This is a genomic window from Pseudomonas sp. P5_109, assembly GCF_034009455.1.
Classification (GTDB): domain Bacteria; phylum Pseudomonadota; class Gammaproteobacteria; order Pseudomonadales; family Pseudomonadaceae; genus Aquipseudomonas.
Genome location: NZ_CP125380.1, coordinates 5,914,866 through 5,940,929 on the forward strand (window position 1 = coordinate 5,914,866; position 26,064 = coordinate 5,940,929).

At 60.0% G+C, this 26,064-nt stretch carries 27 protein-coding genes and 1 tRNA gene; 16 read left to right on the forward strand and 12 right to left on the reverse strand.

The window, feature by feature from the left end:
* Nucleotides 1-614 precede the first annotated feature (614 nt).
* Complete coding sequence (gene mqo, locus QMK54_RS26205; protein WP_320401572.1) at nucleotides 615-2,123, forward strand: malate dehydrogenase (quinone); 1,509 nt, start codon at nucleotides 615-617, stop codon at nucleotides 2,121-2,123.
* A gap of 151 nt (nucleotides 2,124-2,274) precedes the next feature.
* Here the strand turns inward: mqo and QMK54_RS26210 are convergent, their stop codons facing one another.
* The 4 genes from QMK54_RS26210 to QMK54_RS26225 all read right to left on the reverse strand — a co-directional run bounded on the left by QMK54_RS26210 (nucleotide 2,275) and on the right by QMK54_RS26225 (nucleotide 4,301).
* Entirely contained in the window at nucleotides 2,275-2,562 is a 288-nt protein-coding gene (locus tag QMK54_RS26210) for a PA4642 family protein (protein ID WP_015096805.1), read from the reverse strand.
* A gap of 63 nt (nucleotides 2,563-2,625) precedes the next feature.
* Nucleotides 2,626-3,111 (reverse strand): hypothetical protein, encoded by a 486-nt coding sequence (locus QMK54_RS26215; RefSeq protein WP_223588409.1) that lies wholly within the window; start codon nucleotides 3,109-3,111, stop codon nucleotides 2,626-2,628.
* A gap of 155 nt (nucleotides 3,112-3,266) precedes the next feature.
* On the reverse strand, nucleotides 3,267-3,740 hold the full coding sequence (locus QMK54_RS26220; RefSeq protein WP_223588406.1) for a WbuC family cupin fold metalloprotein: 474 nt from the start codon (nucleotides 3,738-3,740) through the stop codon (nucleotides 3,267-3,269).
* A 3-nt stretch (nucleotides 3,741-3,743) separates the two neighbouring features.
* On the reverse strand, nucleotides 3,744-4,301 hold the full coding sequence (locus QMK54_RS26225; RefSeq protein ID WP_007981338.1) for a hypoxanthine-guanine phosphoribosyltransferase: 558 nt from the start codon (nucleotides 4,299-4,301) through the stop codon (nucleotides 3,744-3,746).
* 175 nt (nucleotides 4,302-4,476) lie between these two features.
* Here QMK54_RS26225 and upp point away from each other — a divergent pair, with 175 nt between their 5' ends.
* The gene (gene upp, locus QMK54_RS26230) at nucleotides 4,477-5,115 is read left to right on the forward strand and encodes a uracil phosphoribosyltransferase (protein WP_102671705.1); all 639 of its coding nucleotides are present in this window, start codon (nucleotides 4,477-4,479) and stop codon (nucleotides 5,113-5,115) included.
* A gap of 2 nt (nucleotides 5,116-5,117) precedes the next feature.
* Entirely contained in the window at nucleotides 5,118-6,392 is a 1,275-nt protein-coding gene (locus tag QMK54_RS26235; protein ID WP_110658452.1) for a uracil-xanthine permease family protein, read from the forward strand.
* A gap of 103 nt (nucleotides 6,393-6,495) precedes the next feature.
* On the opposite strand, the gene hemH is transcribed toward QMK54_RS26235, so the two are convergent.
* Nucleotides 6,496-7,518, reverse strand: coding sequence for a ferrochelatase (hemH, locus tag QMK54_RS26240; RefSeq protein WP_320401573.1), 1,023 nt, complete (start codon nucleotides 7,516-7,518; stop codon nucleotides 6,496-6,498).
* Between the two features lie 13 nt (nucleotides 7,519-7,531).
* Nucleotides 7,532-8,434, reverse strand: a complete 903-nt coding sequence (locus QMK54_RS26245) for a TIGR01777 family oxidoreductase (protein WP_320401574.1) — start codon at nucleotides 8,432-8,434, stop codon at nucleotides 7,532-7,534.
* Nucleotides 8,435-8,630: 196 nt separating this feature from the next.
* On the opposite strand from QMK54_RS26245, the gene QMK54_RS26250 reads away from it, so the two are divergent.
* The 6 genes from QMK54_RS26250 (at nucleotide 8,631) to QMK54_RS26275 (ending at nucleotide 14,421) form a co-directional block, all read left to right on the forward strand.
* Nucleotides 8,631-9,617 (forward strand): NAD(P)/FAD-dependent oxidoreductase, encoded by a 987-nt coding sequence (locus tag QMK54_RS26250; protein WP_110658455.1) that lies wholly within the window; start codon nucleotides 8,631-8,633, stop codon nucleotides 9,615-9,617.
* 154 nt (nucleotides 9,618-9,771) lie between these two features.
* Nucleotides 9,772-10,731 (forward strand): DUF523 and DUF1722 domain-containing protein, encoded by a 960-nt coding sequence (locus QMK54_RS26255; protein WP_320401575.1) that lies wholly within the window; start codon nucleotides 9,772-9,774, stop codon nucleotides 10,729-10,731.
* Nucleotides 10,731-11,672, forward strand: coding sequence for a MerR family transcriptional regulator (locus QMK54_RS26260; protein ID WP_110658457.1), 942 nt, complete (start codon nucleotides 10,731-10,733; stop codon nucleotides 11,670-11,672). The genes QMK54_RS26255 and QMK54_RS26260 overlap by 1 nt, the downstream gene beginning before the upstream one ends.
* Nucleotides 11,673-11,693: 21 nt before the next feature.
* Nucleotides 11,694-13,136 (forward strand): deoxyribodipyrimidine photo-lyase, encoded by a 1,443-nt coding sequence (gene phrB, locus QMK54_RS26265; protein ID WP_320401576.1) that lies wholly within the window; start codon nucleotides 11,694-11,696, stop codon nucleotides 13,134-13,136.
* A gap of 97 nt (nucleotides 13,137-13,233) precedes the next feature.
* Nucleotides 13,234-14,016 carry an SDR family NAD(P)-dependent oxidoreductase gene (locus tag QMK54_RS26270; RefSeq protein WP_110658459.1) on the forward strand — a complete coding sequence of 261 codons (783 nt, stop codon included), beginning with the start codon at nucleotides 13,234-13,236 and terminating at the stop codon, nucleotides 14,014-14,016.
* 99 nt (nucleotides 14,017-14,115) lie between these two features.
* Nucleotides 14,116-14,421 carry a YkgJ family cysteine cluster protein gene (locus QMK54_RS26275; RefSeq protein ID WP_110658460.1) on the forward strand — a complete coding sequence of 102 codons (306 nt, stop codon included), beginning with the start codon at nucleotides 14,116-14,118 and terminating at the stop codon, nucleotides 14,419-14,421.
* A 132-nt stretch (nucleotides 14,422-14,553) separates the two neighbouring features.
* Here QMK54_RS26275 and QMK54_RS26280 read toward each other — a convergent pair whose 3' ends face one another.
* The 6 genes from QMK54_RS26280 to hemA form a co-directional block, all read right to left on the reverse strand.
* On the reverse strand, nucleotides 14,554-15,072 hold the full coding sequence (locus tag QMK54_RS26280) for an acyloxyacyl hydrolase (RefSeq protein WP_110658461.1): 519 nt from the start codon (nucleotides 15,070-15,072) through the stop codon (nucleotides 14,554-14,556).
* Nucleotides 15,073-15,196: 124 nt separating this feature from the next.
* Entirely contained in the window at nucleotides 15,197-15,988 is a 792-nt protein-coding gene (gene murI / locus QMK54_RS26285) for a glutamate racemase (protein WP_110658462.1), read from the reverse strand.
* Nucleotides 15,981-16,736 (reverse strand): molybdopterin-synthase adenylyltransferase MoeB, encoded by a 756-nt coding sequence (locus QMK54_RS26290; protein WP_223588387.1) that lies wholly within the window; start codon nucleotides 16,734-16,736, stop codon nucleotides 15,981-15,983. Before QMK54_RS26290 ends, murI begins: the two co-directional genes overlap by 8 nt.
* Nucleotides 16,730-17,560 (reverse strand): peptide chain release factor N(5)-glutamine methyltransferase, encoded by an 831-nt coding sequence (gene prmC, locus QMK54_RS26295; protein ID WP_320401577.1) that lies wholly within the window; start codon nucleotides 17,558-17,560, stop codon nucleotides 16,730-16,732. Before prmC ends, QMK54_RS26290 begins: the two co-directional genes overlap by 7 nt.
* Entirely contained in the window at nucleotides 17,561-18,643 is a 1,083-nt protein-coding gene (gene prfA, locus QMK54_RS26300; protein ID WP_223588383.1) for a peptide chain release factor 1, read from the reverse strand. It abuts the gene before it with no gap.
* Nucleotides 18,640-19,929 (reverse strand): glutamyl-tRNA reductase, encoded by a 1,290-nt coding sequence (gene hemA, locus QMK54_RS26305; protein WP_223588379.1) that lies wholly within the window; start codon nucleotides 19,927-19,929, stop codon nucleotides 18,640-18,642. Before hemA ends, prfA begins: the two co-directional genes overlap by 4 nt.
* 325 nt (nucleotides 19,930-20,254) lie before the next feature.
* Here hemA and QMK54_RS26310 point away from each other — a divergent pair, with 325 nt between their 5' ends.
* The 7 genes from QMK54_RS26310 (at nucleotide 20,255) to pth (ending at nucleotide 26,049) form a co-directional block, all read left to right on the forward strand.
* On the forward strand, nucleotides 20,255-21,979 hold the full coding sequence (locus QMK54_RS26310) for a tetratricopeptide repeat protein (protein ID WP_110662950.1): 1,725 nt from the start codon (nucleotides 20,255-20,257) through the stop codon (nucleotides 21,977-21,979).
* 4 nt (nucleotides 21,980-21,983) lie between these two features.
* Nucleotides 21,984-22,601, forward strand: a complete 618-nt coding sequence (gene lolB / locus QMK54_RS26315; protein ID WP_320401578.1) for a lipoprotein insertase outer membrane protein LolB — start codon at nucleotides 21,984-21,986, stop codon at nucleotides 22,599-22,601.
* A gap of 1 nt (nucleotide 22,602) precedes the next feature.
* Nucleotides 22,603-23,454, forward strand: coding sequence for a 4-(cytidine 5'-diphospho)-2-C-methyl-D-erythritol kinase (gene ispE, locus QMK54_RS26320; protein ID WP_320401579.1), 852 nt, complete (start codon nucleotides 22,603-22,605; stop codon nucleotides 23,452-23,454).
* Between the two features lie 36 nt (nucleotides 23,455-23,490).
* A tRNA-Gln gene (locus QMK54_RS26325) sits at nucleotides 23,491-23,565 on the forward strand.
* Nucleotides 23,566-23,611: 46 nt separating this feature from the next.
* Nucleotides 23,612-24,553 (forward strand): ribose-phosphate pyrophosphokinase, encoded by a 942-nt coding sequence (locus QMK54_RS26330; RefSeq protein WP_003171603.1) that lies wholly within the window; start codon nucleotides 23,612-23,614, stop codon nucleotides 24,551-24,553.
* A 142-nt stretch (nucleotides 24,554-24,695) separates the two neighbouring features.
* A complete protein-coding gene (locus QMK54_RS26335; protein WP_110662322.1) occupies nucleotides 24,696-25,295 on the forward strand; it encodes a 50S ribosomal protein L25/general stress protein Ctc in 600 nt (199 codons plus the stop codon).
* 169 nt (nucleotides 25,296-25,464) lie between these two features.
* Nucleotides 25,465-26,049 carry an aminoacyl-tRNA hydrolase gene (gene pth / locus QMK54_RS26340; protein ID WP_046030136.1) on the forward strand — a complete coding sequence of 195 codons (585 nt, stop codon included), beginning with the start codon at nucleotides 25,465-25,467 and terminating at the stop codon, nucleotides 26,047-26,049.
* Nucleotides 26,050-26,064 lie beyond the last annotated feature (15 nt).

The window sequence follows — 26,064 nt, forward strand, 5'->3', positions numbered from 1 at the left end:
GCCTCGCAGCATCGTCAATGCGCTTGTATTGACACCCCGCACCGCCCACAGAGAGCCGCCCACACAGATCGAGTGAAGCTGGCGCGCTTGCTGTTTTGTTGAGCAAAACCTCCACTTTTCGCGAATCTGCAGAGCTGTCATTACGCTCGGTCACTGAGCTGTCTGCCCGTTTTTCGGGCACGGTGCCAGGCTGGGACAGCCCTTTTTGAGGTTCACGTCTTCAAAAGAGCGTGAAAAAAACGGGTTTTCACAACTTCACAAGAGTGTGGCGAGCAAATGAATAGTTTTGCGTCTGAACATGCACCATTAGCGTCTACAACAGCCCAACGACACAGGACCGAGTATTCCTCGAACACCGGAGCCTGAAGCCTGTCCGCTACGGATTTGGTTGCACAAACGGATGTATCGACCATAAGTCGAATTGCCTCCCGCGCGCTGAAATGAGTTCATATGGCTCATAGGCCCGGCAGGTAGCGTCCGTCGAAGTTGCGATAAATTGCGAAGATTCGGACATGGCGATACTGCCATGAGTTCGAGGGGCATCACTGACTCGCCCCGGAACGCCTGGCAGCCATGCCGACAATTTGGTGCTGCAGATTTTGGAGACGCGTTAAATGGCGCATAACGAAGCAGTCGACGTAGTACTGGTTGGGGCCGGCATCATGAGTGCCACCCTGGCGGTACTGCTCAAAGAGCTCGACCCCGCGATCAAGCTGGAAGTCGTCGAGCTGATGGATTCCGGTGCCGCGGAGAGTTCCAACCCGTGGAACAACGCCGGTACCGGTCACGCCGGGCTGTGTGAGCTCAACTACACGCCGCAGGCCGCCGATGGCGCCGTCGACATCAAGAAAGCCGTGCACATCAACACCCAATTCGAGGTGTCGAAGCAGTTCTGGTCGTACCTGACCAAAAAAGGCACGTTCGGCTCGTGCAAATCGTTTATCAGCCCGGTGCCACACCTGAGTTTCGTGCAAGGCGACAGCGGCGTGTCCTTCCTCAAGGAACGCTTCAAGGTGCTGAGCAAGCACCACGCCTTCACGGACATGGAGTACACCGAAGACAAGGCAAAGATGGCAGAGTGGATGCCATTGATGATGCCTGGCCGCGACGCTGGCGAAACCCTGGCCGCCACCCGCGTGATCAATGGCACCGACGTCAACTTCGGCGCCCTGACCAACCAGTTGCTCAAGCACCTGACCAGCGCACCCGATGCCCAGGTCAAGTACTGCAAGCGCGTGACCGGCCTCAAGCGCAGCAACGGCGGCTGGACTGTCAGCATCAAGGACGTCAACAGCGGCAACACCCGTGAAGTCGACGCCAAGTTCGTCTTCCTCGGCGCTGGCGGCGCGGCATTGCCGTTGCTGCAAGCCTCGGGCATCGAAGAAAGCAAAGGCTTCGGCGGCTTCCCGATCAGCGGCCAGTGGCTGCGTTGCGACAACCCGGAAGTGGTCAAGCACCACCAGGCCAAGGTGTACAGCCAGGCAGCCGTGGGTTCGCCGCCCATGTCCGTGCCGCACCTGGACACCCGCGTGGTCGATGGCAAGACGTCCCTGCTGTTCGGACCCTACGCCGGTTTCACCACCAAGTTCCTCAAGCACGGTTCCTTCATGGACTTGCCGATGTCGGTTCGCGCCGGCAACATCGGGCCGATGCTGGCCGTGGCGAAAAACAACATGGACCTGACCAAGTACCTGGTCAGCGAAGTGATGCAGTCGATGGAGCAGCGCCTGGATTCCCTGCGCCGCTTCTACCCGGAGGCGAAAGCCGAAGACTGGCGCCTGGAAGTGGCCGGCCAACGGGTGCAAATCATCAAGAAAGACCCGAAAAAAGGCGGCATCCTGCAATTCGGTACCGAACTGGTCGCGGCCAAGGACGGTTCCCTGGCGGCACTGCTCGGCGCTTCGCCAGGTGCCTCGGTGACCGTTTCGATCATGCTCGAGCTGATCGAAAAATGCTTCCCGACCAAGGCCAAGGGCGAATGGGCTGGCAAACTGGCAGAGATCTTCCCGGCCCGGGAAAAAGTCCTGGAAATCGACGCTGCGCTGTATCGCAAGATCAACACGCAGAACAACGTTGCCCTGGAACTGGTTGAAGCCAGCAGCGAGACCGAAAGCTACGCTTGATTCGGCCGTATGAAAAACGCCCCGCTCCTGTAGGAGCCGGCTTGCTGGCGATGGCATCACCCCGGTGGATCTGACAGACCGAGGTGATGCCATCGCCAGCAAGCCGGCTCCTACAAGTACGGGGCGTTTTTTTTGCGGTGCCTAAAAGATCTTAACCGCGCGCCTTCTCGATCAGTTCGATGTAATCCGGCGCATTGCGCTGATCCTTGATCAGGGCAACGAAGTCATTGCCGTGCTCATCCTTGCCATTCACGTCGTAACCAGCCTCGACGAAGAACGTCAGGAAACGCTCGAAATCGTCGATGCGCAGGCCACGGTAGGCCTTGACCAGCTTGTGCAGAGACGGAGAAGTCGCGTCGACCGGTTCGAAATCGAGGAACAACTTGATCTGCTCATCGCCGATCTCGTCACCAATCACTTGTTTTTTATCTTTACGCATTGCCGGCTCCAGCTCGCAGACATTTCACGGGGCGGGCAGTTTACCCCCGTGCGGGCTCAAGGCTCAACGCGCACGCGTGCTACCGGTGTGCAGATCGGCCCAGACATGCCCATTGGCGTAGCTGAGGAACTGGCAATACACGGTGTCATTGCGTAACAAGTCGATCACCACCCGGTATTGCGCCAGCGGGTAATAGAGGGTCAGGGTCTTGCTCGACTCGTCGTAGACGGGCTTCTTCAGGCTTTTGCTCTCGCCATCGAAGTTGACCAGCACCTGACTGATGGTAGCGCCCTTGTTCAGGGACTTGCCCTTGAGGCGAATCATCAAGGGCGAGGTGACCGGTATCGGCTGTTGATTGGACTGACGCTGAGCGCCGACCACCACCGAATAATCGGTGACCTGCATCAGTTGCTGCTGTTCGGGAGCGGCATCGCGCAGAGTGAGATCGTCCGGCGGCAGGAATTGACTGTGCATGGGCGCAGGAGCGGCAGCCAACGGCAGGCTGAGGGTCAGCAACAGGGCGGCGCAGCAGCGGATCGAACGGCTCATGACAGACTCCGGAATCGGGGCCGAACACTCTAGCATGGGTGCATGGACGCAGATCAATGTGGGAGCGGGCTTGCTCGCGAAGAGGGAGTGTCAGTCAACATCAATGCAGCTGACACACCGCTTTCGCGAGCAAGCCCGCTCCCACAGGGTACCGATCAATCGAACTGCGCGTGCATCCAGGCCTGATACACGGCAACACCAGGCTCGCCTTCGCGCGGCGCCCAATGCGCCAGTTCACCTTCACCAACCGGACGGTAAGGGCCGGCCTTGCATTCGAACATCAGGCTGTCGGCTTCCAGCACCACCAAACCGTGGAACACACCGGTTGGCAGGTCCACGCCAACACAGTCGCCGCCAGCCTCAAGCACGGTCTTGCTCAGCACCGTACCGGTCTCATCAAAGATCAACACGCCCAGCCGCCCCTTGAGGACCAACAGGGTTTCGGCCTTGTTGTCGCCCAGATGCCGATGAGGCGGGATATACGTGGACGGCTGCAACCCCACCGCCATGCGATGGCAGGCATCTTCCATCTGATGGAAGTTGTGATGCTGACGTCCACGAGGACTGGCCGCGGCTTTCCCGGCCAGCTCGGCGAACAAGGTCTGATCCAGAAAGCGAGGCGTATCCATGTCTTACATTCCTTTAACGGCGAAAATCCCGTTGGCGTTACGCCAGTAGCCTTTGTAGTCCATGCCGTAACCGAAGATGTAGCGGTCGATGCACGGCAGACCGACGAAATCGGCCTTGAGGTCCGGGCGGGCCTTGCGGTCGTGGTCTTTGTCGATCAACACGGCGGTGTGCACTTTACGCGCGCCGGCGTGTTTGCAGAAGTCGATGATCGCGCCCAGGGTGTGACCTTCGTCGAGGATGTCGTCGATGATCAATACATCACGGTCGATGAAGGACACTTCCGGCTTGGCTTTCCAGAACAGGTCACCGCCGCTGGTTTCGTTGCGATAGCGGGTCGCGTGCAGGTAGGACGCTTCCAGCGGGAACTGCAGATAGGTCAGCAGCTTGCCGGAGAAAATCAGGCCGCCGTTCATCACGCAGAACACCACCGGGTTGCTGTCGGCCATTTGTTCGTTGATTTGTGCACCGACACGGGCGATGGCCGCCTCGACTTCAGCTTCGGTGTACAGGCAGTCAGCCTCTCGCATGATTTGACGGATATGCTCGAGATCAGCGGACATGGCGCTCTCCAAGGGTTTGAGGGGGAGGGACGGATTCGGAAAAGCGGGCAAAGGTACGCATCCAGCGAGGCCAGATCAAGCGTTTGTGGACTAACGTACTGTATGTCTATAGGACAACACCCTCGGATAGATTAATCTAGGCCGGTTTTTTTGCCCGCCGCCGGAGCCTTTCCCCATGCCCATCCATGAGATCCGCCACCCGCTGATCCGTCATAAACTTGGCCTAATGCGCCGCGCAGACATCAGCACGAAGAATTTCCGTGAGCTCGCTCAGGAAGTCGGCGCCCTGCTGACCTATGAAGCCACCAAAGACCTGCCGCTGGAATCCTACGATATCGAAGGCTGGTGCGGCACCGTATCGGTCGAAAAGATCGCCGGCAAGAAAATCACCGTGGTACCGATCCTGCGTGCCGGCATCGGCATGCTCGAAGGCGTGCTCAGCCTGATCCCCGGCGCCAAAGTCAGCGCCGTCGGCGTGGCTCGCAACGAGGAAACCCTCGAAGCCCACACCTATCTGGAAAAACTGGTACCGGAAATCGACGAACGCCTGGCGATGATCATCGACCCGATGCTCGCCACCGGCGGCTCGATGGTTGCCACCATCGACCTGCTGAAAAAAGCCGGCTGCAAGGACATTCGCGCCATGGTGCTGGTCGCCGCGCCTGAAGGCATTGCCGTGGTCGAGAAAGCTCACCCGGACGTGATCATCTACACCGCGTCCATTGATCAAAAACTGAACGAACACGGTTACATCATCCCAGGGCTGGGCGATGCCGGTGACAAGATCTTCGGCACCAAGCAGAAGGACGCGTGACCATGCAGCAAGAGTTCAACGATCCGCTCTGGCGCACGGTACTGTCGGGTGCACAGATGCTGTTCGTGGCCTTCGGCGCCCTGGTGTTGATGCCGCTGATTACCGGCCTCGACCCCAACGTGGCGCTGTTCACGGCCGGCCTGGGGACGATCCTGTTCCAGATCGTCACCGGGCGCCAGGTGCCAGTGTTCCTGGCATCGAGCTTTGCCTTCATCACCCCGATCATTCTCGCCAAGGGCCAGTTCGGCCTGGCCGCGACCATGGGCGGCGTGATGGCGGCGGGTTTCGTCTACACCTTCCTCGGCCTTGCGGTGAAGATCAAAGGCACTGGTTTCATCGACCGCCTGCTGCCTCCGGTAGTGATTGGCCCGGTGATCATCTCCATCGGCCTCGCCATGGCCCCGATCGCCGCCAACATGGCCATGGGCAAGGCCGGTGACGGCAGCGAGCTGATTCATTACCAGACGGCGATGATGATCTCGATGCCGGCGCTGCTGACCACACTGATCGTCGCGGTTTTCGGCAAGGGCATCTTCCGCCTGGTGCCGATCATCTCCGGCGTGCTGGTCGGTTTCGGCATGGCGTTCTATTTCGGTGTGGTCGATACCGCGAAGATCGCGGCGGCACCCTGGTTCGCCATCCCGCACTTCACCGCGCCGGAATTCAACTGGCAGGCGATTCTGTTCATCGTTCCGGTGGCCCTGGCCCCGGCTATCGAACACATCGGCGGCGTGATTGCCGTGGGTAGCGTGACCGGTCGCGATTACCTGAAGAAGCCAGGCCTGCACCGCACCCTGCTCGGCGATGGCATTGCCACCACGGCGGCCGGTCTGTTCGGCGGCCCGCCCAACACCACTTACGCCGAAGTGACTGGCGCGGTGATGCTGACCAAGAACTACAACCCGAAAATCATGACCTGGGCGGCGATCTTCGCCATCAGCCTGGCATTCATCGGCAAGTTCGGCGCACTGCTGCAAAGCATTCCGGTGCCGGTGATGGGCGGGATTCTGTGCCTGTTGTTCGGTTCGATTGCGGCGGTGGGGATGAACACGCTGATCCGCCACAAGATCGATCTGGGCGAGGCGCGCAATCTGGTGATTGTTTCGGTGACCCTAGTGTTCGGGATCGGCGGCGTGCTGATCGGCACCGGCACCGGGCCGGACGATTTCGGCCTGAAAGGCATCGCGCTGTGCGCGGTGGTGGCGATTGGCTTGAACCTGCTCCTGCCGGGCAATGACAGCTGGAAGCACAAGAAGGCGGATGAGCCGCTGCTGTAATGCTTCAAGAGCTTTGTTGTTAATGAAATAGCTTTCGCGAGCAAGCCCGCTCCCACAGTTTGGAATGCATTTCCCTGTGGGAGCGGGCTTGCTCGCGAAGCTTTTAAAGCGCCAACGGCGCCCTTTCGCACAACACACTCAACGCCCGCGCCCAATGCGGGTCATCGTTGAGGCACGGCACCAGCACCAACTCCTCGCCCCCCGCCTCGCGGAACTGCTCCTTGCCGCGATCACCGATCTCTTCCAGGGTCTCGATGCAATCGGCAACGAACGCCGGGCACATCACCAGAATCTTTTTCACGCCGCTTTTGGCCAACTCATCGAGGCGCGCTTCAGTGTAGGGTTCGATCCATTTGGCGCGCCCCAGGCGCGACTGGAACGACACCGACCACTGGCCCTCCGACAGCCCCAAACGCTTCGCCACCTCTGCCGCCGTGCGCAGGCATTGGCCGCGATAACAGGTGGCGACCACCTCCGGCGGCGCACCCGCGCAGCAATCACCGCCACCCTCGAAGCTATGACCGGGGTTGAGCTTCTTCAGATGCCGTTCCGGCAACCCATGAAAACTCATCAGCAAGTGATCGAAGCCCTGCTGCAAATGCGGCCGGGTCGTGGCCACCAGCGCATCGAGGTACTCCGGTTGATCGTAGAAAGGCTGGAGCACCGACAACTGCACGTCGAGTTTATTCTCGCGCACAACGCGCTTGGCCTCTTCGATGACCGTGGTAGTGGTGCTGTCGGCGAACTGTGGATAAAGCGGCGCCAGCGTAATTCGCTTGTGCCCCGCGGCGGCCATGCGCACCAGCGTCGATTCGATTGATGGCTCGCCATAACGCATCGCCAGTTCGACCGGGCCGTGCTGCCATTGACTGCTCATCGCTTGCTGCAGGCGGCGGCTGAGCACCACCAGTGGCGACCCCTCGTCCCACCAGATCGAGGCGTAAGCATGGGCCGACTGCTCGGGACGCTTGATCAGGATCAGCGACACCAGCAGGCGTCGCACTGGCCATGGCAAGTCGATCACGTACGGGTCCATCAGAAATTGATTGAGGTAGCTGCGCACATCCGCCACCGAGGTGGAGGCAGGTGAACCCAGGTTGACCAGAAGCAACGCGTGATCGGTCATGCAACGTCCTATTTCAAAGGCGACCGGACAGATCGTCCAGAGCCGCGCGCAAATCCGTGAACTTAAAAGTGAAACCAGCCTGTAACAAACGCACCGGAGTAGCCCGTTGGCCGCCCAGCAACAACAGCGACAACTCGCCCAGCCCCACCTTCAATGCGAAGGCCGGCATCGGCATGAACGCCGGGCGATGCAGCACGCTGCCCAGCGTCTTGGCAAACTCGCGGTTGCGCACCGGTTTGGGCGCGCACGCATTATAAGGACCGCTGGCCTCGTTGCGATGCAGAAGAAAATCAATCAGGGCGATTTGATCGTCGATATGAATCCACGGCATCCACTGCCGGCCGTTGCCGATCGGCCCTCCCAGGCCCAGTTTGAACGGCAGTAACAGCCGCGACAAAAAACCGCCCTCGGCCGACAGCACCAACCCGGTCCGGATGAGAATGACACCAATACCCAGCGCTTCGGCCCGCTGCGCAGTCTCCTCCCAGGCGATGCATAACTGGCTGGCGAAGTCTTCGCTGATCGGCCCCGAATCTTCGGTCAGCTCACGTTCGCCGCCATCGCCATACCAGCCGACAGCCGAACCGGAAATCAACACCCGGGGTTTCTGCTCGCGACTTTCGAGCCACGCCAGCAGCGTTTCGGTGAGGGTGATGCGGCTGCTCCACAACAAGGCTTTACGCTTGTGCGTCCAGGGTCGATCGGCAATCGGTGCTCCGGCAAGATTGATGACCGCATCCACAGGCTCCTGCCCCAGATCCTCCAGCCGGGCAATTCCACGCACCTGGGCACCACATATTTTCGCGACTTTTTCAGGCTTGCGACTCCAGACTGTCAGGCGATATCCCTGGCCCGACCAGTGCCGGCAAAGCTGACGTCCTATCAAACCAGTACCGCCGGTCAGCAATATGTGCATGACTTCTTCCTCGCGTGGCGTTTTACCCTGTCCATTAGTCTATTTTTATAAGCAGGGATCTTTGGTATCGAGCAGGCTCTATGTTTAACAATAGGCCAAGCTGTCAGAACGAGAACGCTAAAAGTTATACCAAAAAACAATATTGTACAGGTTTGAACCCCGGCGTAGTCTGTACAGAAAGGTAAACGAGGCCCCTATGACTGTACCTATCGCAATCATTGGCACCGGCATTGCCGGACTCTCCGCCGCCCAGGCCCTGACCGACCTCGGGCACGTGGTTCAACTTTTCGATAAAAGCCGCGGTAGCGGCGGGCGCATGTCGAGCAAGCGCAGCGATGCGGGGGCTCTGGACATGGGCGCGCAGTATTTCACCGCACGTGACCGGCGCTTTGTCACTGAAGTCCAGCGCTGGCAGGCCAAGGGCTGGGTCGCTGAATGGACGCCACAGCTGTACACCTACCATGGCGGCCAACTCAACCTGTCGCCGGACGAGCAGACCCGTTGGGTCGGCACGCCCCGCATGAGCGCCATTACCCGCGCCTTGCTCGGTGACCTTGAAGTGCATTTCGCCTGCCGGATCACCGAGGTCTATCGCGGTGAGGAACACTGGCATCTGCAGGACGCCGAGGGTTTCACCCACGGGCCGTTCAGCCACGTGGTCATCGCCACGCCGGCCCCACAGGCCACGGCTTTGCTGGCAGCGGCACCGAAACTCGCCGGGGCCGCCGCGGGGGTGAAAATGGACCCGACCTGGGCCATCGCCCTGGCCTTCGAAACGCCTCTGGAAACGCCTATGGAAGGCTGCTTCGTCCAGGACAGCCCCCTTGACTGGCTAGCCCGCAACCGCAGCAAACCAGGGCGCGACAACACCCTCGATACCTGGGTCCTGCACGCCACCAGCGCCTGGAGTCGCCAGCACATTGACCTGTCCAAGGAAGCCGTGATCGAACAGCTGCACGGTGCCTTCGCCGAACTGCTACACGACTCCATGCCCGCACCGACCTTCAGCCTCGCCCACCGCTGGCTCTACGCCCGCCCCGCCAGCAGTCACGAATGGGGCACCCTGGCCGATGCCGACCTGGGGCTGTACGCCTGTGGCGACTGGTGCCTGTCCGGGCGCGTCGAAGGGGCCTGGCTCAGCGGACAGGAAGCCGCCCGACGCTTGCATGAGCACCTGCAGTAAAGAGCATCAATCCGGGCAAATCGCTGCTGTCGTCATGGGCAGCAGCCGGTCAAAAACCTATACATAAAAGTTGACTTGTACAACTTCGAATCTATGATGAAGTTATCTTGTACAGACCAGATGGTTTGTACAGGTTCAGATTCGAGGTGCTCCGATGACCCACGCCCCCGCCAAACCGAAAATCGCCATCAGCGCCTGCCTGATGGGGCTCGACGTGCGCTACAACGGCGGGCACAAGGAGTCGCGACTGTGCAGCCGTACCCTCACCGATTACTTCGATTTCATCCCGGTCTGCCCGGAAGTGGCCATCGGCCTCGGCGTACCCCGCCAACCGATTCGGCTGGTGGCTGGTGCAGATCAACCCGAAGCCCTGGGCACCCTCGATCACAACCTTAACGTGACACAACCGCTGGCCACTTACGGCCGGGACATGGCAACGCATCTGGGGGATATTTGCGGCTATATCTTCATGCACAATTCCCCGTCCTGCGGCCTGGAGCGGGTCAAGGTCTACCACGCCAACGGCGCACGGGTTGAACGTGGCGGTCGCGGCATCTACGCCCAGGCCTTCTGCCTGCTGCGCCCGGACTTGCCGGTAGAAGAAGACGGCCGGCTCAACGATCCGGTGCTGCGGGAAAACTTCCTCACCCGCGTGTTCGCCTACAGCGCCTGGCAGCAGCTACGCGAGGAGGGCCTGACCCGGCACGGTCTCACGGACTTTCACTCGCGCTACAAATACCTGCTGATGGCCCACAACCCGGTGCAATACAGAACCCTGGGCCGCCTGCTGGGCAACATGGGCCATGCCGATCCAGAGGAGCTTGGCCCGCGCTATTTCAGTGAACTGATGTCGGCGCTGAAAAAATGCGCCACCCGCCGCACCCATACCAACGTCCTGCAACACCTCAGTGGCTACCTGAAACAGGCCATCAGCCGCGAAGACAAGCAGGAAGTGCAGCAAGTGATCAGCCAGTACCGCCTGGGCATCGTGCCGCTGGTGGTACCGCTGACGCTGCTCAAACATCACTTTCGCCAACACCCCGACCCGTACATCAAACAACAGGTTTACCTGCAACCGCACCCGGAAAATCTCAGTCTGCGAAACGCCATCTAATGAAAAACACACTCGACACCAGCGCCCGCGAAGACCTCGGCGATGACTTTAAAAAGGCGCTGGATGAAGGCTGGCTACCGATCCGTGAAGTGGCGCGGCAAACCGGCGTCAATGCCGTGACCCTGCGCGCCTGGGAGCGCCGCTATGGTCTGATCGTGCCGCATCGCACGCCCAAGGGGCATCGGCTGTTCTCGGTCGAGCATGTACAACGCATCCAGGCGATCCTCACTTGGCTCAACCGTGGCGTTGCCGTCAGCCAGGTCAAGCAATTGCTCGACACACCGCAAGCCTTCAGCGAGTCCGTCGACAACGATTGGCACATCTTGCTGCAAACATTGCTGCAGGCGGTCAGCGGGCTGCAGGAGCGCGCCCTGGATGACAGCGTCAATCAAGCCATGGCGCTGTATCCGCCGCGCACCCTGTGCGAGCGATTGCTGATGCCCTTGCTGGCCACTCTGGAGCAACGCTGGCAAGGCCAGTTCGGAGCGCAGATGGAACGGGGCTTTTTTTGTGCCTGGCTACGCAGCAAATTCGGCGCACGTATCTACCATAACAATCGTCAGTTGCGCACCGCGCCGCTGCTGTTGATCAACCACTCGGACCTGCCCATGGAGCCGCATCTGTGGCTCACGGCCTGGTTGATCAGTAGCGCGGATTGCCCGGTGGAGGTCTTCGACGGGCCGCTGCCTGTCGGCGAACTGGCATTGGCGGTGGAACTGCTGCAACCCCGCGGGGTTCTGCTGTACTCAAGCAAGGCCATGAACCTGGCGCAACTGGTGAAACTTTTCAAAGGTGTCAGTTGCCCAAAAATGATTGCCGGACCAACGGTATGCATCCACCAGACCGAGTTGTCCGCAAGTACTTCCGAGATCGCTGATTTGTACCTGGCCGAAGATCCGTTGTCGGCACACCAGGCACTCGTTCAGTGCGGGCTGATTTGAATGAATCGCGTGGATACCAAAATGCAATTGATCTGGCTGCGCAGCGACTTGCGTCTACATGACAACACCGCCCTCTCGGCCGCCGCGGCTCGCGGCCCCTGCGCGGCGGTGTATCTGCTCAGCCCGGAACAATGGCTGGAACACGACGACGCGCCCTGCAAAGTGGACTTCTGGCTGCGTAACCTGCGCGCGTTGAGCCGCGAACTGGGTCAATTGAACATTCCGCTTCTGATCCGCCGGGCACCGCGCTGGGAGGACGCGCCAGGCGTACTGCTGGACCTGTGCCGGCAGTGGCAGGTCGACGCGCTGTACCTCAACGAGGAATACGGCATTCATGAATCCCGTCGCGATGCAGCGGTCACCCGGACGCTCGGGGCCGAAGGCATCGAGGTTCACCGCTACCTCGATCAATTGCTGTTCAAGCCCGGTAGTGTGCTGACCCGGACCGGCACTTACTTTCAGGTCTTCAGCCAGTTCCGCAAGGTCTGCTACGAACGACTGCACCACTCGCTGCCCAGCCTGGTCCGCGCACCGCAAAAACAAGCGCCGCTGAACATTGCCAGCGATGCGATCCCCGCAAGTATCGAGGGTTTCGCAACACCCGATGACAACCTGCGCAAGCTGTGGCCGGCGGGCGAAGCCGAAGCCCGGCATCGCCTCGACCGTTTTGCCGATGCGCAGATCGATCACTATCAAGGCGAACGCGACTTCCCGGCAAAACCCGGCACCAGTCAGCTCTCGGCCTATCTGGCCGCCGGGGTGATCTCTCCCCGTCAATGCCTGCACGCCGCGTTGAACAGCAATCAGGGCGAATTCGAAAGCGGCAACACCGGTGCCGTCACCTGGATCAACGAGCTGTTGTGGCGCGAGTTCTACAAACACATCCTGGTGGGCTACCCACGGGTGTCCCGGCACCGCGCGTTTCGCCCGGAAACCGAAGCACTGGCCTGGCGCGATGCCCCCGAAGAACTGGCCGCCTGGCAACAGGCGCGCACCGGCTTGCCGATCATCGACGCCGCCATGCGCCAACTGCTGGCAACCGGCTGGATGCACAACCGCCTGCGCATGGTGGTGGCGATGTTCCTGACTAAAAACCTGCTGATCGACTGGCGCGAAGGCGAACGCTTTTTCATGCGCCACCTGATCGATGGCGACCTGGCGGCCAACAACGGTGGCTGGCAGTGGAGTTCCTCCACCGGCACCGACTCGGCGCCTTACTTCCGGATTTTCAACCCGTTGAGCCAGTCGGAAAAATTCGATCCCGACGGCATATTCATCAAACACTGGCTGCCGGAGCTGGCAGGGCTGAACAAAAAAGACCTGCACAACCCGGCCAATCTCGGCGGCCTGTTCGGTGTGGTGGATTACCCCTCACCGATCGTCGATTTGAGTAGCTCGCGTGCGCGCGCGTTGACGGCATTCAAAAACCTGCCCTCGCGGCAATACGCCGCCGTCGGGTCATGAGTTATCGCCACCGGGATCACCTCGATGCCGGGGCTCTGCTTTATGAACATTTACCCATGTTGGGCCCGGTCGTTGCCCGGCTGAAAAGGAGATTTGAATGAGTCGTACACCCGCACGACGATACTGGCTGACCGGCGCCAGCAGTGGCATCGGAGCCGCCCTGGCCGAAGAAATCCTGAAAACCGGCGCGCACCTGGCGGTCAGTTCACGCACGGTGGCACCACTGAAGGACTTGTCGCTACGTTATCCGGGACAGGTGCTGGTGGTCGCCGGCGACCTGACCAACAGCCAGACCGTGCGTGAGATCGGCGAGCAGATTGCCGAGGACTGGGGCTCGCTGGACACCGTGATACTCAACGCAGGCACCAGTGAGTACGTGGATGCCAAACAGTTCGACGCGTCGATTGTCGAGCATGTGGTGCGCACTAACCTGTTGGCCAGCAGCTATTGCATCGAAGCCGCCTTGCCCTTGCTGCGGGCCGGCACCGCACCGCATATGGTGGCCATGGCCAGTACGGTGACTTACCTGCCGCTGCCCAAGGCAGAAGCGTACGGCACCGCGAAGGCCGGGCTGCGTTATCTGCTCGAATCCCTGCGCATCGACCTGGCCCCGGAAGGCATAGAACTCACGGTGATCAGCCCCGGCTTTGTCGAAACGCCGCTGACGGAGAAAAACGACTTCTCCATGCCATTGAGCTGGCCGGTGGAAAAAGCCGCACGGCACATCTTCGAAAAACTCAGGGAACGCCCGCTGGAAATCGTTTTCCCGGCAGCGTTCATGGCTGCCCTCTGGCCGCTCTCCAAACGGCCGAACCGAGTGAAACTTGAGATCGGCAAACGCGTGTCGCGCAGCCAGCCACCGATCAAGGATCAACCCTGAAAGTCGCCAGCATCGGCGGCGGCATCCCTGACGCTCCGATACGTGAGCGTCCGTCAGACCTTTCACACAGCACCCGGTGACTGCCTTACACTGCGCGCCATGAAAACCATCCCCCTTACGCAAATCGCGGAGCCCGCGGTCACGTGCTCGACCTGCGCAGCCTGCTGCTGTCAGCTTGAAGTCATGCTGATCACCGACACGGGTGTGCCTGAACGGTTCATCGATACCGATGACTGGGGCGGGGAAGTCATGCTGCGCCTGGATGACGGCTGGTGTGCCGCACTGGATCGCAACACGATGATGTGCACCATCTACGAAAAACGCCCGCTGATCTGCCGGGAATTCGAGATGGGCGCACCGGAGTGCATCGACGAACGCCAGGGAATTTCGACGGCGTATCGCTGATTTCAGAATCACCCAGGAACAAACGTGGTAGCGGGCTTGCTCGCGAAGGCGGCGTGTCAGTCAACAGGGATGTTGAATGTTCCACCGCTTTCGTGAGCAAGCCCGCCCCCCACATTGGTGTGTATTCAGCAGTTACAACGGCAACGTGTAATGCAGCGAGTAGCTTTCTACGCCGTCGTTGGAACTGGCGAGGCCGGCGTTGGAATAGTGCGTCGCGCGGATCCCGACCTCATGGCCGCCATTGAAGCGCAGGCCAAAACCGAAACGGTCTTCGAACTGGAAAGCACCGCCGATGTTGTTGTCTTCGAGTCGGGTATTGGAGAACACCGCCACGCCGATGCCTGCTTCAACGTACGGTTTGACGTTCTGGCCGGCGAATTCATAAACGAACACCGGGGAGAACGACAGGCTGTTGTTGCTCGAAGTCTTGTCACCTTCCCAGTAGGTGTAGGCGCCGCTCCAGTAGCCGGTCAGACGACCCACGTCACTCTGCCACCAGCTCTGGTCCCAATCGAATTGCATGCCCAGTCGATATGTCATGGTCGAATCGCTGGTCTGACCAACCGCGAACTCCACACCTGCCGCCTGCGCAGTAAAGGTGTGCCCCATTAATGCGGCCGCAATCGCGGCCAAGCAGAATAGTCGCTTCACTAGAAACTTCCTTTTCCGAACGATTTCGTATGGTTTTTTTGTTACCAAGCCCTGCGAAACTATAGAAGTCAGCGATTTATCAGAAGTTCACTCCGATTTTTCGTACTCCCCCCCGGACAGGCTTCTACCTGTTGAAGCTTCGCACAACGCCAGCGGTATTCCACAGTATCGGCAAGATATTTCTGAAATGAAGCGGATCGGCACTGGTCCAGAACTGCGCTTCACGGGCCGGCCCCTCGGCGAGCAGCTCGCCTTCGGCCAAAAGCCGCTGGAGTTGCCGCGCGACGGCGGCACCGGTGTCGATCAGGCTGATGTTCTCGGGGATCATCTGCCGCAGCATCGGCTTGAGAAAGGGGTAATGGGTGCAACCGAGAATGATCGTGTCGGCGCCAGCCGCCAGCAATGGCTCGACATATCCGGCCAGCAACTGACGCAAGGCGGGACTGTGCAGGTCGCCGTTTTCAATCAGCTCAACCAGCCCCGGACAAGGCTGGGTGATGACCCGCACATCGGTGGCAAACCGATCAAGCAACGCGGCGAACTTGGCGCTCTGCAAGGTGCCGGTGGTGGCCAGCACCCCCACCACGCCGCTGCGGGTGGCGGCGGCGGCAGGCTTGACCGCCGGCTCCATGCCGACGATGGGCCATTCTGGATAGTCGCGACGCAAGTCGGCGACGCCAGCCACCGTGGCCGTGTTGCAGGCGAGCACCAGGGCCTTGGCGCCCTGCTGCTGAAAGAAGTCGGCCATCACGCTGCAACGCTGCTGGATAAACTCCGGGGTTTTCTCGCCATAGGGAACATTCCCGCAATCGGCGACATACAACAGAGATTCATTGGGCAGCAAACGCTGGATCTCGGCCAGTACCGAGAGCCCGCCGACACCGGAGTCGAACACGCCAATCGGCGCTTCACGCATTTTTTGACCCACAGACGCTGCAACCCGGATCGCGCTTGACCCGCAACTCACGGAAGCGTGTACCCAAGGCGTCGATCAACAGCAGGCGCCCCACCAGCGGCTCACCGAATCCGGCCAGCAACTTCAGCGCTTCAAGCGCTTGCAGACTGCCGACCAACCCCACCAGCGGCCCGACCACGCCGGCCTCGCTACAGGTCAGTTCGGCTTCGCTGCCGTGCCCATATAAACAGTGGTAGCACGGGCTCTCTGGGCGACGCGGATCGAACACCGACAGTTGCCCTTCAAGGCGAATCGCTGCGCCGCTGACCAAGGGTTTGCCGGACGCCACACAAGCGGCATTAACCGCTTCACGGGTGGAGAAATTGTCGGAGCAATCGAGCACCAGATCCACCCCGGTCACCACGGCGGCCAGGGAATCTTCGTCCAGCGCCGCACGATGGGCGATCAGTTGAATTTCAGGATTGATCGCGCTCAGGCGCTTGAGCGCCGAATCGACCTTGGTCATGCCGACGCTGTCGGTGTCGTGAATGATCTGGCGTTGCAGGTTGGTCAGGTCGACGGTGTCGAAGTCCGCCAGATGCAATTGGCCAACACCGGCGGCGGCGAGGTACAGCGCCACCGGCGCGCCGAGGCCACCGAGACCGACGATCAATACGCGACTCTCCTTGAGCCGCAACTGACCGTCGATATCGATGTGTTGCAGCAGAATCTGCCGGCTGTAACGCAGCAACTCCTGATCATTCAGCACGGCAGGCGCCCCAGACTGATGCGTTGATGACCGCCCAGATCGGTGCGGCTGTGGACTTCCTCAAAACCACGGGTCAGCAGTAAATCGCGAACTGCCCCGGCCTGATCATAGCCATGTTCGAGCATCAGCCAACCGCCTGCGTGCAGATGGTCTGGCGCCTGGGCGACGATCAGGCGCAGATCGTCGAGCCCGTCGACGCCGGCCACCAGGGCGCTGGCCGGCTCGAAGCGCACATCGCCCTCGACCAGATGCGGATCGGCCGCTGCGATATACGGCGGGTTGCTGATGATCAGTTGAAAACGCTGACCTTCCAGGGCGCTGAACCAATGGCTGCTCAGTACATGGGCGTTGTTCAGGTGCAGGCGCTGGCGATTGCGCTCGGCCAGGGCCACGGCTTCCAGCACTCGATCCACCGCAGTGACGCTCCACGCCGGACGCTCGCTGGCCAACGCCAGGGCAATCGCACCGCTGCCGGTGCCGAGGTCGAGCACCTTGGCCGGGGTGGCCGGCAACAATTCCAGCGCAGCCTCCACCAGCAGTTCGGTGTCGGGGCGCGGGATCAGCGTGTGCGGTGCCACTTCCAGATCCAGCTTCCAGAAACCCTGCTGGCCGAGTATGTAGGCCACCGGCTCACCGCCGCGGCGGCGCTGCAAATACTCGGCGAACGTCAGCGCCGCGTCGCTCGGCACGATGCGTTCCGGCCAGGTGTGCAGGAAGCTGCGGGACTTGCCCAACGCCGCCGCCAGCAGCAATTCGGCATCCAGACGCGCCGTCGGCGAGTCGGGTAGATCGGCGGCACGCAACAAACTGGCAATGATCGTCATTTACTCACCTATCGCCGCCAGTTGATCGGCCTGATACTCGGCCAACAACGGCTCGATCACCGCATCGACACCGCCGGCGAGGATCTCGTCGAGGGAATACAAGGTCAGGTTGACCCGGTGGTCGGTGACCCGGCCCTGGGCAAAGTTATACGTGCGGATACGCTCGGAGCGATCACCGGAACCGACCAGCAACTTGCGTTCACTGGCGATGGCGTTAGCCGCGGCGGAGGTCTGCTGATCGTTCAGCTTGGCCGACAACCAGGACATCGCCCGGGCGCGGTTCTTGTGCTGCGAACGTTCTTCCTGGCACTCGACCACGATGCCGGACGGCAAGTGCGTGATACGGATCGCCGAGTCGGTCTTGTTGACGTGCTGGCCACCGGCGCCGGAGGAGCGATAGGTATCGACGCGCAGGTCGGCCGGGTTGATCTCGATGGCCTCCTGTTCGTCCGGCTCGGGCAATACCGCCACGGTGCAGGCCGACGTGTGGATGCGGCCCTGGGATTCAGTCGCCGGAACCCGCTGCACGCGGTGCGCGCCGGATTCGAACTTCAGCTTGCCGTAGACGTTGTCGCCCTCGACCCGGGCAATCACCTCTTTATAGCCGCCATGCTCACCCTCGTTTTCCGAGAGGATCTCCACCCGCCAGCCACGCCGCTCGGCGTAACGCGAATACATGCGGAACAGGTCACCGGAGAAAATCGCCGCTTCGTCACCGCCGGTGCCGGCGCGGATTTCGAGGAACACGTTGCGCCCGTCGTTCGGATCCTTGGGCAGCAGCATGCGTTGCAGGTCGGCTTCGAGCGTAACCAGGCGCTCCTTGGCCTCGCGGACTTCTTCCACGGCCATTTCACGCATGTCCGGGTCGCTGTCCTTGAGCAGTGCCTGGGCACCTTCGAGGTCATCCTGCACTTTCAGCAGCTCTTTATAGGTGCCCACGATCGGTTCAACTTCCGCGTACTCCTTGGAATAGGTGCGGAACTTGTTCTGATCGGAAATGACCTCGCCATCGCCCAGCAGGGCGGTCAATTCCTCGAAACGGTCCTGGAGAATATCCAGCTTATTGAGCAGTGACGCTTTCATTGCGGTTTTTTATCCGAAAAGCTATCCGATGAGCCCTCACCGAGGGCAAAGAGTTCCTGGGCCATCGCCAGCGCATCCAGGCGACCTTCGGCAGAGAGCTTTTTCAACTGCACGCTCGGTGCGTGCAACAGTTTGTTGGTCAGCCCGCGGGCCAGTTGCACCAGCACCTCTTCGGCACTGCTGCCGTTGGCTAGCATACGCTGGGCCTTTTGCAATTCTTCGTCGCGCAGGCGTTCGCTCTGTTGACGATAAGCCTTGAGCACGTCCACCGCCGCCAACTCGCGCAGGCGGACCATGAAGTCTTCGGCGCCGACCGAGACCATCTCTTCGGCTGCCTGGGCTGCGCCCTGACGACTCTTGAGGTTCTCGGCAACCACCTCGTGAAGGTCGTCGACGCTATAGAGGTAAACGTCGTCCAACTCGCCGACTTCTGGCTCGATGTCGCGCGGAACGGCGATATCCACCATGAAAATGGGTTTGTGCTTGCGCAGTTTCAAGGCGCTTTCCACCGCGCCCTTGCCCAGGATCGGCAACTGGCTGGCGGTGGAACTGATGACGATATCGCTGCGCACCAGCTCTGCCGGAATATCCGACAGCAACACCGCATGGGCACCGAACTGTTCGGCCAGAATGCTGGCGCGCTCCAGGGTGCGGTTGGCCACCACGATGCGCTTTACACCCAGATCATGCAGATGGCGGGCGACCAGGGTGATGGTTTCGCCAGCGCCAATCAACAACGCCTGGCTGCGTTGCAGGTCGCTGAAAATCTGCTTGGCCAGGCTCACTGCGGCAAACGCCACCGACACCGGGTTCTCACCGATGGCCGTGTCGGTGCGCACCTGCTTGGCCGCATTGAACGTGGCCTGGAACAGCCGCCCGAGCAATGGCCCGATGGTGCCGGCTTCGCGGGCCACGGCATAGGCCGACTTCATCTGGCCGAGAATCTGCGGTTCACCCAACACCAGCGAGTCGAGCCCGGAGGCGACCCGCATCATGTGACGAACTGCCGCATCATCTTCATGCACATAGGCGCTTTCGCGCAGCTCGTCGTAGCTCAAATGATGATATTCGGCCAGCCAGCGCAGCACGATGTCCGCCGACAGGTGATCCTGTTCTATATAGAGTTCACTGCGATTGCAGGTGGAGAGGATCGCAGCTTCGCGGCTGTCGGTGAGTCGGCAGAGCTGCTGCAAGGCCTCAACCAGCTGCTCAGGGGTAAAAGCCACGCGCTCGCGGACGTCTACTGAAGCAGTCTTGTGGTTAATACCGAGTGCAAGGAAGGCCATTCAAAGTCGCTGATGGTGACGTGAAGCCGGCAATTGTCCTACTTCGACACATGGAGAACAACTACTCGATATCTATCGCGCCGTTAGGCGGCGTCCACGTTGCGAGCGGTTCTCGTTTAAACACAATCCCTGTAGGAGCTGGCTTGCCAGCGATGGACTGACTGGCGCCGCGTCTTTCCGGTAGAAACGCGTCATCGTTAACGACCATCGCTGGCAAGCCAGCTCCTACAGGGACCGTGTGCGTGTGAAAATGCCGGGCCGGTTATGTTTGGCCGAAAGCTTGTGTCATGATGATCCGACCGCAGGTTAGTCGTCCTCTTCCTATATGAATAGATCTTCCGCGTTGCTCCTCGCTTTTATCTTCCTCAGCGGCTGCCAGGCATTGGCACCCGTGTCGTCGGACGGTACCCCTCCGGTGGAAGACAGCACCCCGGCCCCTGAAAAGCCCAAGGTCTACAGCTCATTCAGCGAGGAAACCGTCTTCAGCCTGTTGAGCGCCGAACTGGCTGGCCAGCGCAATCGTTTCGACATTGCCTTGGACAACTATGTGACCCAGGCCATCAACACTCAGGATCCGGGCATTTCCGAGCGGGCATTCCGTATCGCCGAATACCTGGGTGCCGATCAGGCAGCCCTGGACACCGCATTGATCTGGGCCAAAAACGCCCCCGACGACCTCGAAGCGCAACGCGCCGCCGCCGTGCAACTGGCACGCGCCGGGCGTTATGACGACTCCATGGTCTATATGGAGAAAGTCCTGCAAGGCAAGGGCGATACCCATTTCGACTTCCTCGCGCTGTCCGCGGCCGACACCGACCAGGACACCCGCAACGGCTTGATGAAAAGCTTCGACCGTTTGCTGCAACGCCATCCGAACAACAGCCAGCTGATTTTCGGCAAGGCCTTGCTGATGCAACAGGACGGCGACGCCAAAGGCGCATTGACGCTGCTGGAAAACAATCCACCCGAAGACGGCGAAATAGCGCCGATCCTGCTGCGCGCACGCCTGCTGCAAACCCAGGATCGCGGCGACGAAGCCCTGCCACTGCTGCAAAAAAGCATCAAGAAATACCCGGACGACAAGCGCCTGCGCCTGACTTACGCACGCATGCTGGTTGAACAGGACCGCATGGACGATGCCAAGGCCGAGTTCTCGAGCCTGGTCCAGCAGTACCCGGAAGACGACGAACTGCGTTACTCCCTGGCACTGGTCTGCCTGGAAGCCAAGGCCTGGAATGAGGCCAAGGGTTATCTGGAAGACCTGATCGACCGGGAAAGCCACGTCGACTCGGCACACCTGAACCTCGGCCGCATCGCCGAAGAACAGAACGACCCGCAAGGCGCCCTGATCGAATACGCCAAGGTTGGCCCGGGCAGCGACTACCTGCCGGCGCAATTGCGCCAGGCCGACATCCTGATCGACAACGGCAAGACCGCCGAAGCCCAGCGCAAACTGGCGGCGCAGCGCGATGAGCAGCCGGATTATGCAATCCAGCTGTACCTGATCGAAGCCGAAACCCTGTCCGCCAACAATCAGGGCGACAAGGCCTGGGGTGTTCTGCAACAAGCCTTGCAGCAATACCCGGACGACTTGAACCTGCTCTACACCCGCGCCATGCAGGCGGAAAAACGCAATGACCTGGCGCAGATGGAAAAAGACCTGCGCTTGATCATCAAGCGCGATCCGGACAATGCCATGGCCTTGAACGCCCTTGGCTACACCCTGTCCGACCGCACCACGCGCTACGCCGAAGCCAAGGCCCTGATCGAACAGGCACACCAGATCAGTCCGGAGGACCCGGCGGTACTCGACAGCCTTGGCTGGGTGAATTACCGCATGGGCAATCTCGACGAAGCCGAACGCCTGCTACGTCAGGCCCTGGATCGCTTCCCCGACCAGGAAGTCGCCGCTCACCTGGGCGAAGTGCTGTGGGCCAATGGCAAACAACGTGAAGCCCGGCAAGTCTGGGGCAAGTTCCTCAAGGAACAACCCGACAGCCCGACCCTGCGCGGCACCATCAAACGCCTGACCGGATCAGAGACTCTTTAAGATTATGTTTTTGCGCCATTTCATCGTTTTCAGTTTTATCGCCCTGCTCGCCGGTTGCGCGGGCCTGGGTCCCCGCGAGTCGGTCGAGGGGCATGGCAACGCCGCCCAATGGCGCGAACACAAACAGCAACTGACCGGCCTCGATGGCTGGCAGATCGACGGCAAGATCGGCATTCGCGCTCCGAAAGACTCGGGCAGCGGCACGCTGTTCTGGTTGCAACGCCAGGATTACTACGACATTCGCCTGTCCGGACCACTGGGTCGCGGTGCGGCTCGCCTGACCGGACGTCCGGGCAAGGTGTCGCTGGAAGTCGCCAACCAGGGGCGTTACGACGCGCCGAATCCGGAAGTGTTGCTCGAAGAACAGCTTGGCTGGAAGCTGCCGGTGTCCAACCTGGCCTGGTGGGTGCGCGGCCTCCCGGCTCCGGACAGCAAAAGCCACCTGACGCTGGACGGCGAGAGTCGTTTGGCCAGCCTCGAACAGGACGGTTGGCAGGTCGAATACACCGAATACACCCAACTGAACGGTTACTGGTTGCCCGAACGGATCAAACTTCATGGCATCGACCTGGATGTCACGCTGGTGATCAAGACTTGGCAACCGCGCAAGTTGGGGCAGTGAAATGCCAGACAATCGCCTGACACTGCCTTCGCCGGCCAAGCTCAATTTGATGCTGCACATTCTGGGTCGCCGCGAAGACGGCTACCACGAACTGCAAACCATGTTTCAGTTTCTCGATTACGGTGACGAGATCACCTATGCCGTGCGCGATGACGGCGTCATTCAACTGCACACCGAGTTCCCGGGCGTTCCCCACGACAGCAACCTGATCGTCAAGGCCGCGAAAAAACTTCAGGAGCAATCCGGTTGTTCGCTGGGCGTTGATATCTGGATTGAAAAAATCCTGCCAATGGGCGGCGGTATCGGTGGCGGCAGCTCGAACGCCGCCACGACATTGCTTGGCTTGAATCACCTCTGGCAATTGGGCTGGGATGAAGATCGCCTGGCTGGCCTGGGATTGACGCTGGGCGCAGACGTCCCGGTTTTCGTGCGCGGCCACGCGGCTTTCGCCGAGGGTGTGGGCGAGAAACTCACCCCTGTCGACCCCGAAGAACCCTGGTATCTCGTGCTGGTACCGCAAGTCTCTGTAAGTACGGCAGAAATTTTTTCAGATCCGTTGTTGACACGTAACACTCCTCCCATTAAAGTGCGCCCCGTTCCCAAGGGAAACAGTCGAAATGACTGCTTGCCGGTGGTAACAAGACGTTATCCAGAGGTACGTAACGCCTTGAATTTGTTAGGTAAATTTACCGAAGCAAAACTCACCGGAACTGGAAGTTGTGTGTTTGGGGGCTTCCCAAGCAAAGCTGAAGCTGATAAAGTCTCGGCCCTTCTGACAGAGACCCTTACAGGTTTTGTAGCAAAAGGAAGCAACATTTCGATGTTGCATCGCAAGCTTCAAAGTCTGCTCTAAAGGAACCGATTACTGGGTAATCGTTGCAACAGATACAGGGGCGTCGCCAAGCGGTAAGGCAGCAGGTTTTGATCCTGCCATGCGTTGGTTCGAATCCAGCCGCCCCTGCCATTTTCTAATACTCATCCAGGTTACCCTCAGCCTTCAGGTACTGCGCGTGTCCAAGATGATGGTCTTTACGGGGAACGCTAACCCCGATCTGGCTCGGCGTGTCGTACGTCAGCTGCATATCCCTCTCGGTGACATTTCTGTCGGTAAATTTTCCGACGGCGAAATTACAGCCGAGATCAATGAAAACGTCCGCGGTAAAGACGTCTTCATTATTCAGCCGACTTGCGCTCCGACCAACGATAACCTGATGGAACTGGTAGTGATGGCTGATGCCTTCCGCCGCTCCTCGGCTACTCGTATCACTGCTGTTATTCCTTACTTTGGTTATGCCCGTCAGGATCGCCGTCCGCGTTCCGCACGTGTGGCTATCAGCGCGAAAGTCGTCGCTGACATGCTTACCGTAGTCGGCATCGATCGTGTTCTCACGGTTGATCTGCATGCTGACCAAATCCAGGGTTTCTTCGATATTCCGGTAGATAACATCTACGGCTCCCCGGTTCTGGTGGATGACATCGAAGATCAGCGCTTCGAAAACCTGATGATCGTGTCCCCGGACATTGGTGGCGTCGTGCGTGCACGTGCCGTTGCCAAATCCCTGGGCGTGGATCTCGGGATCATCGACAAACGCCGTGAGAAAGCCAATCACTCTGAAGTGATGCATATCATCGGTGATGTCGAAGGGCGTACCTGTATTCTGGTCGATGACATGGTCGATACCGCCGGCACCCTGTGCCACGCGGCGAAGGCCCTGAAAGAGCATGGCGCTGCCAAGGTTTTCGCCTACTGCACGCACCCTGTGCTGTCGGGTCGGGCGATCGAAAACATTGAAAATTCCGTGCTGGACGAGTTGGTGGTCACTAACACCATTCCTCTGTCCGCTGCAGCACAAGCCTGTGCGCGTATCCGCCAACTGGATATCGCACCGGTAGTTGCCGAGGCGGTCCGCCGCATCAGCAATGAAGAATCGATCAGCGCGATGTTCCGCTAAGGGCCCTGCCCTTCTCGAAATGTCTCGTTGACGAAAAGCGCCCCGCCCCGGCATTCCTGTCGGGGCGGGGCTTTTTTGCCCATATCGCCTTTAGCGCTGGTCGCAAACGCTGGGGCGAATGTGGTTATTTTGGAGATACAACATGAACGATTTTACCCTGAATGCTGAAGTGCGTTCCGACCTGGGGAAAGGTGCGAGCCGCCGCCTGCGTCGTCTCGCAAGCCTGGTTCCAGCTGTAGTTTACGGTGGCGACAAAGCCCCTGAATCCATCAGCATGCTGGCCAAAGAAGTTGCCAAACTGCTCGAAAACGAAGCGGCTTACAGCCACATCATCGAGCTGAACGTTGGTGGCACCAAGCAGAACGTCGTGATCAAAGCCCTGCAGCGTCACCCGGCCAAAGGCCACGTGATGCACGCTGACTTCGTACGCGTAGTAGCTGGCCAGAAACTGACCGCTATCGTTCCAGTGCACTTCATCAACGAAGAAGCACCGATCAAGAAAGGCGGCGAAATCTCGCACGTTACTTCGGAAATCGAAGTTTCCTGCCTGCCGAAAGACCTGCCTGAATTCATCGAAGTCGACCTGGCTAACGCCGAAATCGGCGCGATCATTCACCTGTCGGACCTCAAAGCTCCTAAAGGCGTTGAATTCGTTGCTCTGGCACACGGCGATGACAAGGCTGTTGCCAACGTCCACGCTCCACGTGTTGCTCCAGAAGCTGCAGAAGGCGCTGCAGAGTAATTTTACTCTGTACGCCGGAGTGACCGGAAACATCGCGGACTAGAGCATAGCGAGAAAGCGGGCGAGAACGCGGAGTTTACATCATGGTAAATGAGCATTTTTCGTCCACTTTCGCCGCTTTCCCTGATCGCGGCGATGTTATCCACCACTCCAAGGAAGGGCCCCTATCGTGACTGCCATCAAACTGATCGTTGGCCTGGGAAATCCAGGCGCTGAATACGAACAGACCCGGCATAACGCAGGGGCCCTTTTTGTTGAGCGCATCGCGAACGCACAAGGCGTGAACCTTGTGGCGGATCGCAAGTATTTCGGCCTGACCGGTCGCTATTCGCATCAGGGTCAGGATGTTCGTCTGCTGATTCCCACCACGTACATGAACCGTAGCGGCCAGGCCGTAGCGGCACTCGCCGGTTTCTTCCGCATCAAGCCTGAAGAAATCCTCGTGGCGCACGACGAACTCGACCTGCCACCCGGCGTTGCCAAGCTCAAGCAGGGCGGCGGCCATGGCGGTCACAACGGGTTGCGCGACATCATTGCGCAACTGGGCAATCAGAATACCTTTCATCGCCTGCGGCTTGGCATTGGCCACCCGGGCGTTGCCAGTATGGTTTCAAATTTCGTCCTGGGTCGTGCGCCACGCGCCGAACAGGAAAAACTCGATGCCAGCATCGACTTTGCCCTCGGCGTGCTGCCGGATATCCTCGCCGGGGAATGGAACCGCGCGATGAAAAACCTGCACAGCCAGAAGGCCTGACTCTTATCCGAGGGG

Coding starts and splice junctions, on each gene's coding strand:
- mqo (WP_320401572.1), top strand. CDS start 615: ATGGCGCATAACGAAGCAGTCGACGTAGTACTGGTTGGGGCCGGCATC.
- QMK54_RS26210 (WP_015096805.1), bottom strand. CDS start 2,562: ATGCGTAAAGATAAAAAACAAGTGATTGGTGACGAGATCGGCGATGAG.
- QMK54_RS26215 (WP_223588409.1), bottom strand. CDS start 3,111: ATGAGCCGTTCGATCCGCTGCTGCGCCGCCCTGTTGCTGACCCTCAGC.
- QMK54_RS26220 (WP_223588406.1), bottom strand. CDS start 3,740: ATGGATACGCCTCGCTTTCTGGATCAGACCTTGTTCGCCGAGCTGGCC.
- QMK54_RS26225 (WP_007981338.1), bottom strand. CDS start 4,301: ATGTCCGCTGATCTCGAGCATATCCGTCAAATCATGCGAGAGGCTGAC.
- upp (WP_102671705.1), top strand. CDS start 4,477: ATGCCCATCCATGAGATCCGCCACCCGCTGATCCGTCATAAACTTGGC.
- QMK54_RS26235 (WP_110658452.1), top strand. CDS start 5,118: ATGCAGCAAGAGTTCAACGATCCGCTCTGGCGCACGGTACTGTCGGGT.
- hemH (WP_320401573.1), bottom strand. CDS start 7,518: ATGACCGATCACGCGTTGCTTCTGGTCAACCTGGGTTCACCTGCCTCC.
- QMK54_RS26245 (WP_320401574.1), bottom strand. CDS start 8,434: ATGCACATATTGCTGACCGGCGGTACTGGTTTGATAGGACGTCAGCTT.
- QMK54_RS26250 (WP_110658455.1), top strand. CDS start 8,631: ATGACTGTACCTATCGCAATCATTGGCACCGGCATTGCCGGACTCTCC.
- QMK54_RS26255 (WP_320401575.1), top strand. CDS start 9,772: ATGACCCACGCCCCCGCCAAACCGAAAATCGCCATCAGCGCCTGCCTG.
- QMK54_RS26260 (WP_110658457.1), top strand. CDS start 10,731: ATGAAAAACACACTCGACACCAGCGCCCGCGAAGACCTCGGCGATGAC.
- phrB (WP_320401576.1), top strand. CDS start 11,694: ATGCAATTGATCTGGCTGCGCAGCGACTTGCGTCTACATGACAACACC.
- QMK54_RS26270 (WP_110658459.1), top strand. CDS start 13,234: ATGAGTCGTACACCCGCACGACGATACTGGCTGACCGGCGCCAGCAGT.
- QMK54_RS26275 (WP_110658460.1), top strand. CDS start 14,116: ATGAAAACCATCCCCCTTACGCAAATCGCGGAGCCCGCGGTCACGTGC.
- murI (WP_110658462.1), bottom strand. CDS start 15,988: ATGCGTGAAGCGCCGATTGGCGTGTTCGACTCCGGTGTCGGCGGGCTC.
- prmC (WP_320401577.1), bottom strand. CDS start 17,560: ATGACGATCATTGCCAGTTTGTTGCGTGCCGCCGATCTACCCGACTCG.
- prfA (WP_223588383.1), bottom strand. CDS start 18,643: ATGAAAGCGTCACTGCTCAATAAGCTGGATATTCTCCAGGACCGTTTC.
- hemA (WP_223588379.1), bottom strand. CDS start 19,929: ATGGCCTTCCTTGCACTCGGTATTAACCACAAGACTGCTTCAGTAGAC.
- QMK54_RS26310 (WP_110662950.1), top strand. CDS start 20,255: ATGAATAGATCTTCCGCGTTGCTCCTCGCTTTTATCTTCCTCAGCGGC.
- lolB (WP_320401578.1), top strand. CDS start 21,984: ATGTTTTTGCGCCATTTCATCGTTTTCAGTTTTATCGCCCTGCTCGCC.
- ispE (WP_320401579.1), top strand. CDS start 22,603: ATGCCAGACAATCGCCTGACACTGCCTTCGCCGGCCAAGCTCAATTTG.
- QMK54_RS26335 (WP_110662322.1), top strand. CDS start 24,696: ATGAACGATTTTACCCTGAATGCTGAAGTGCGTTCCGACCTGGGGAAA.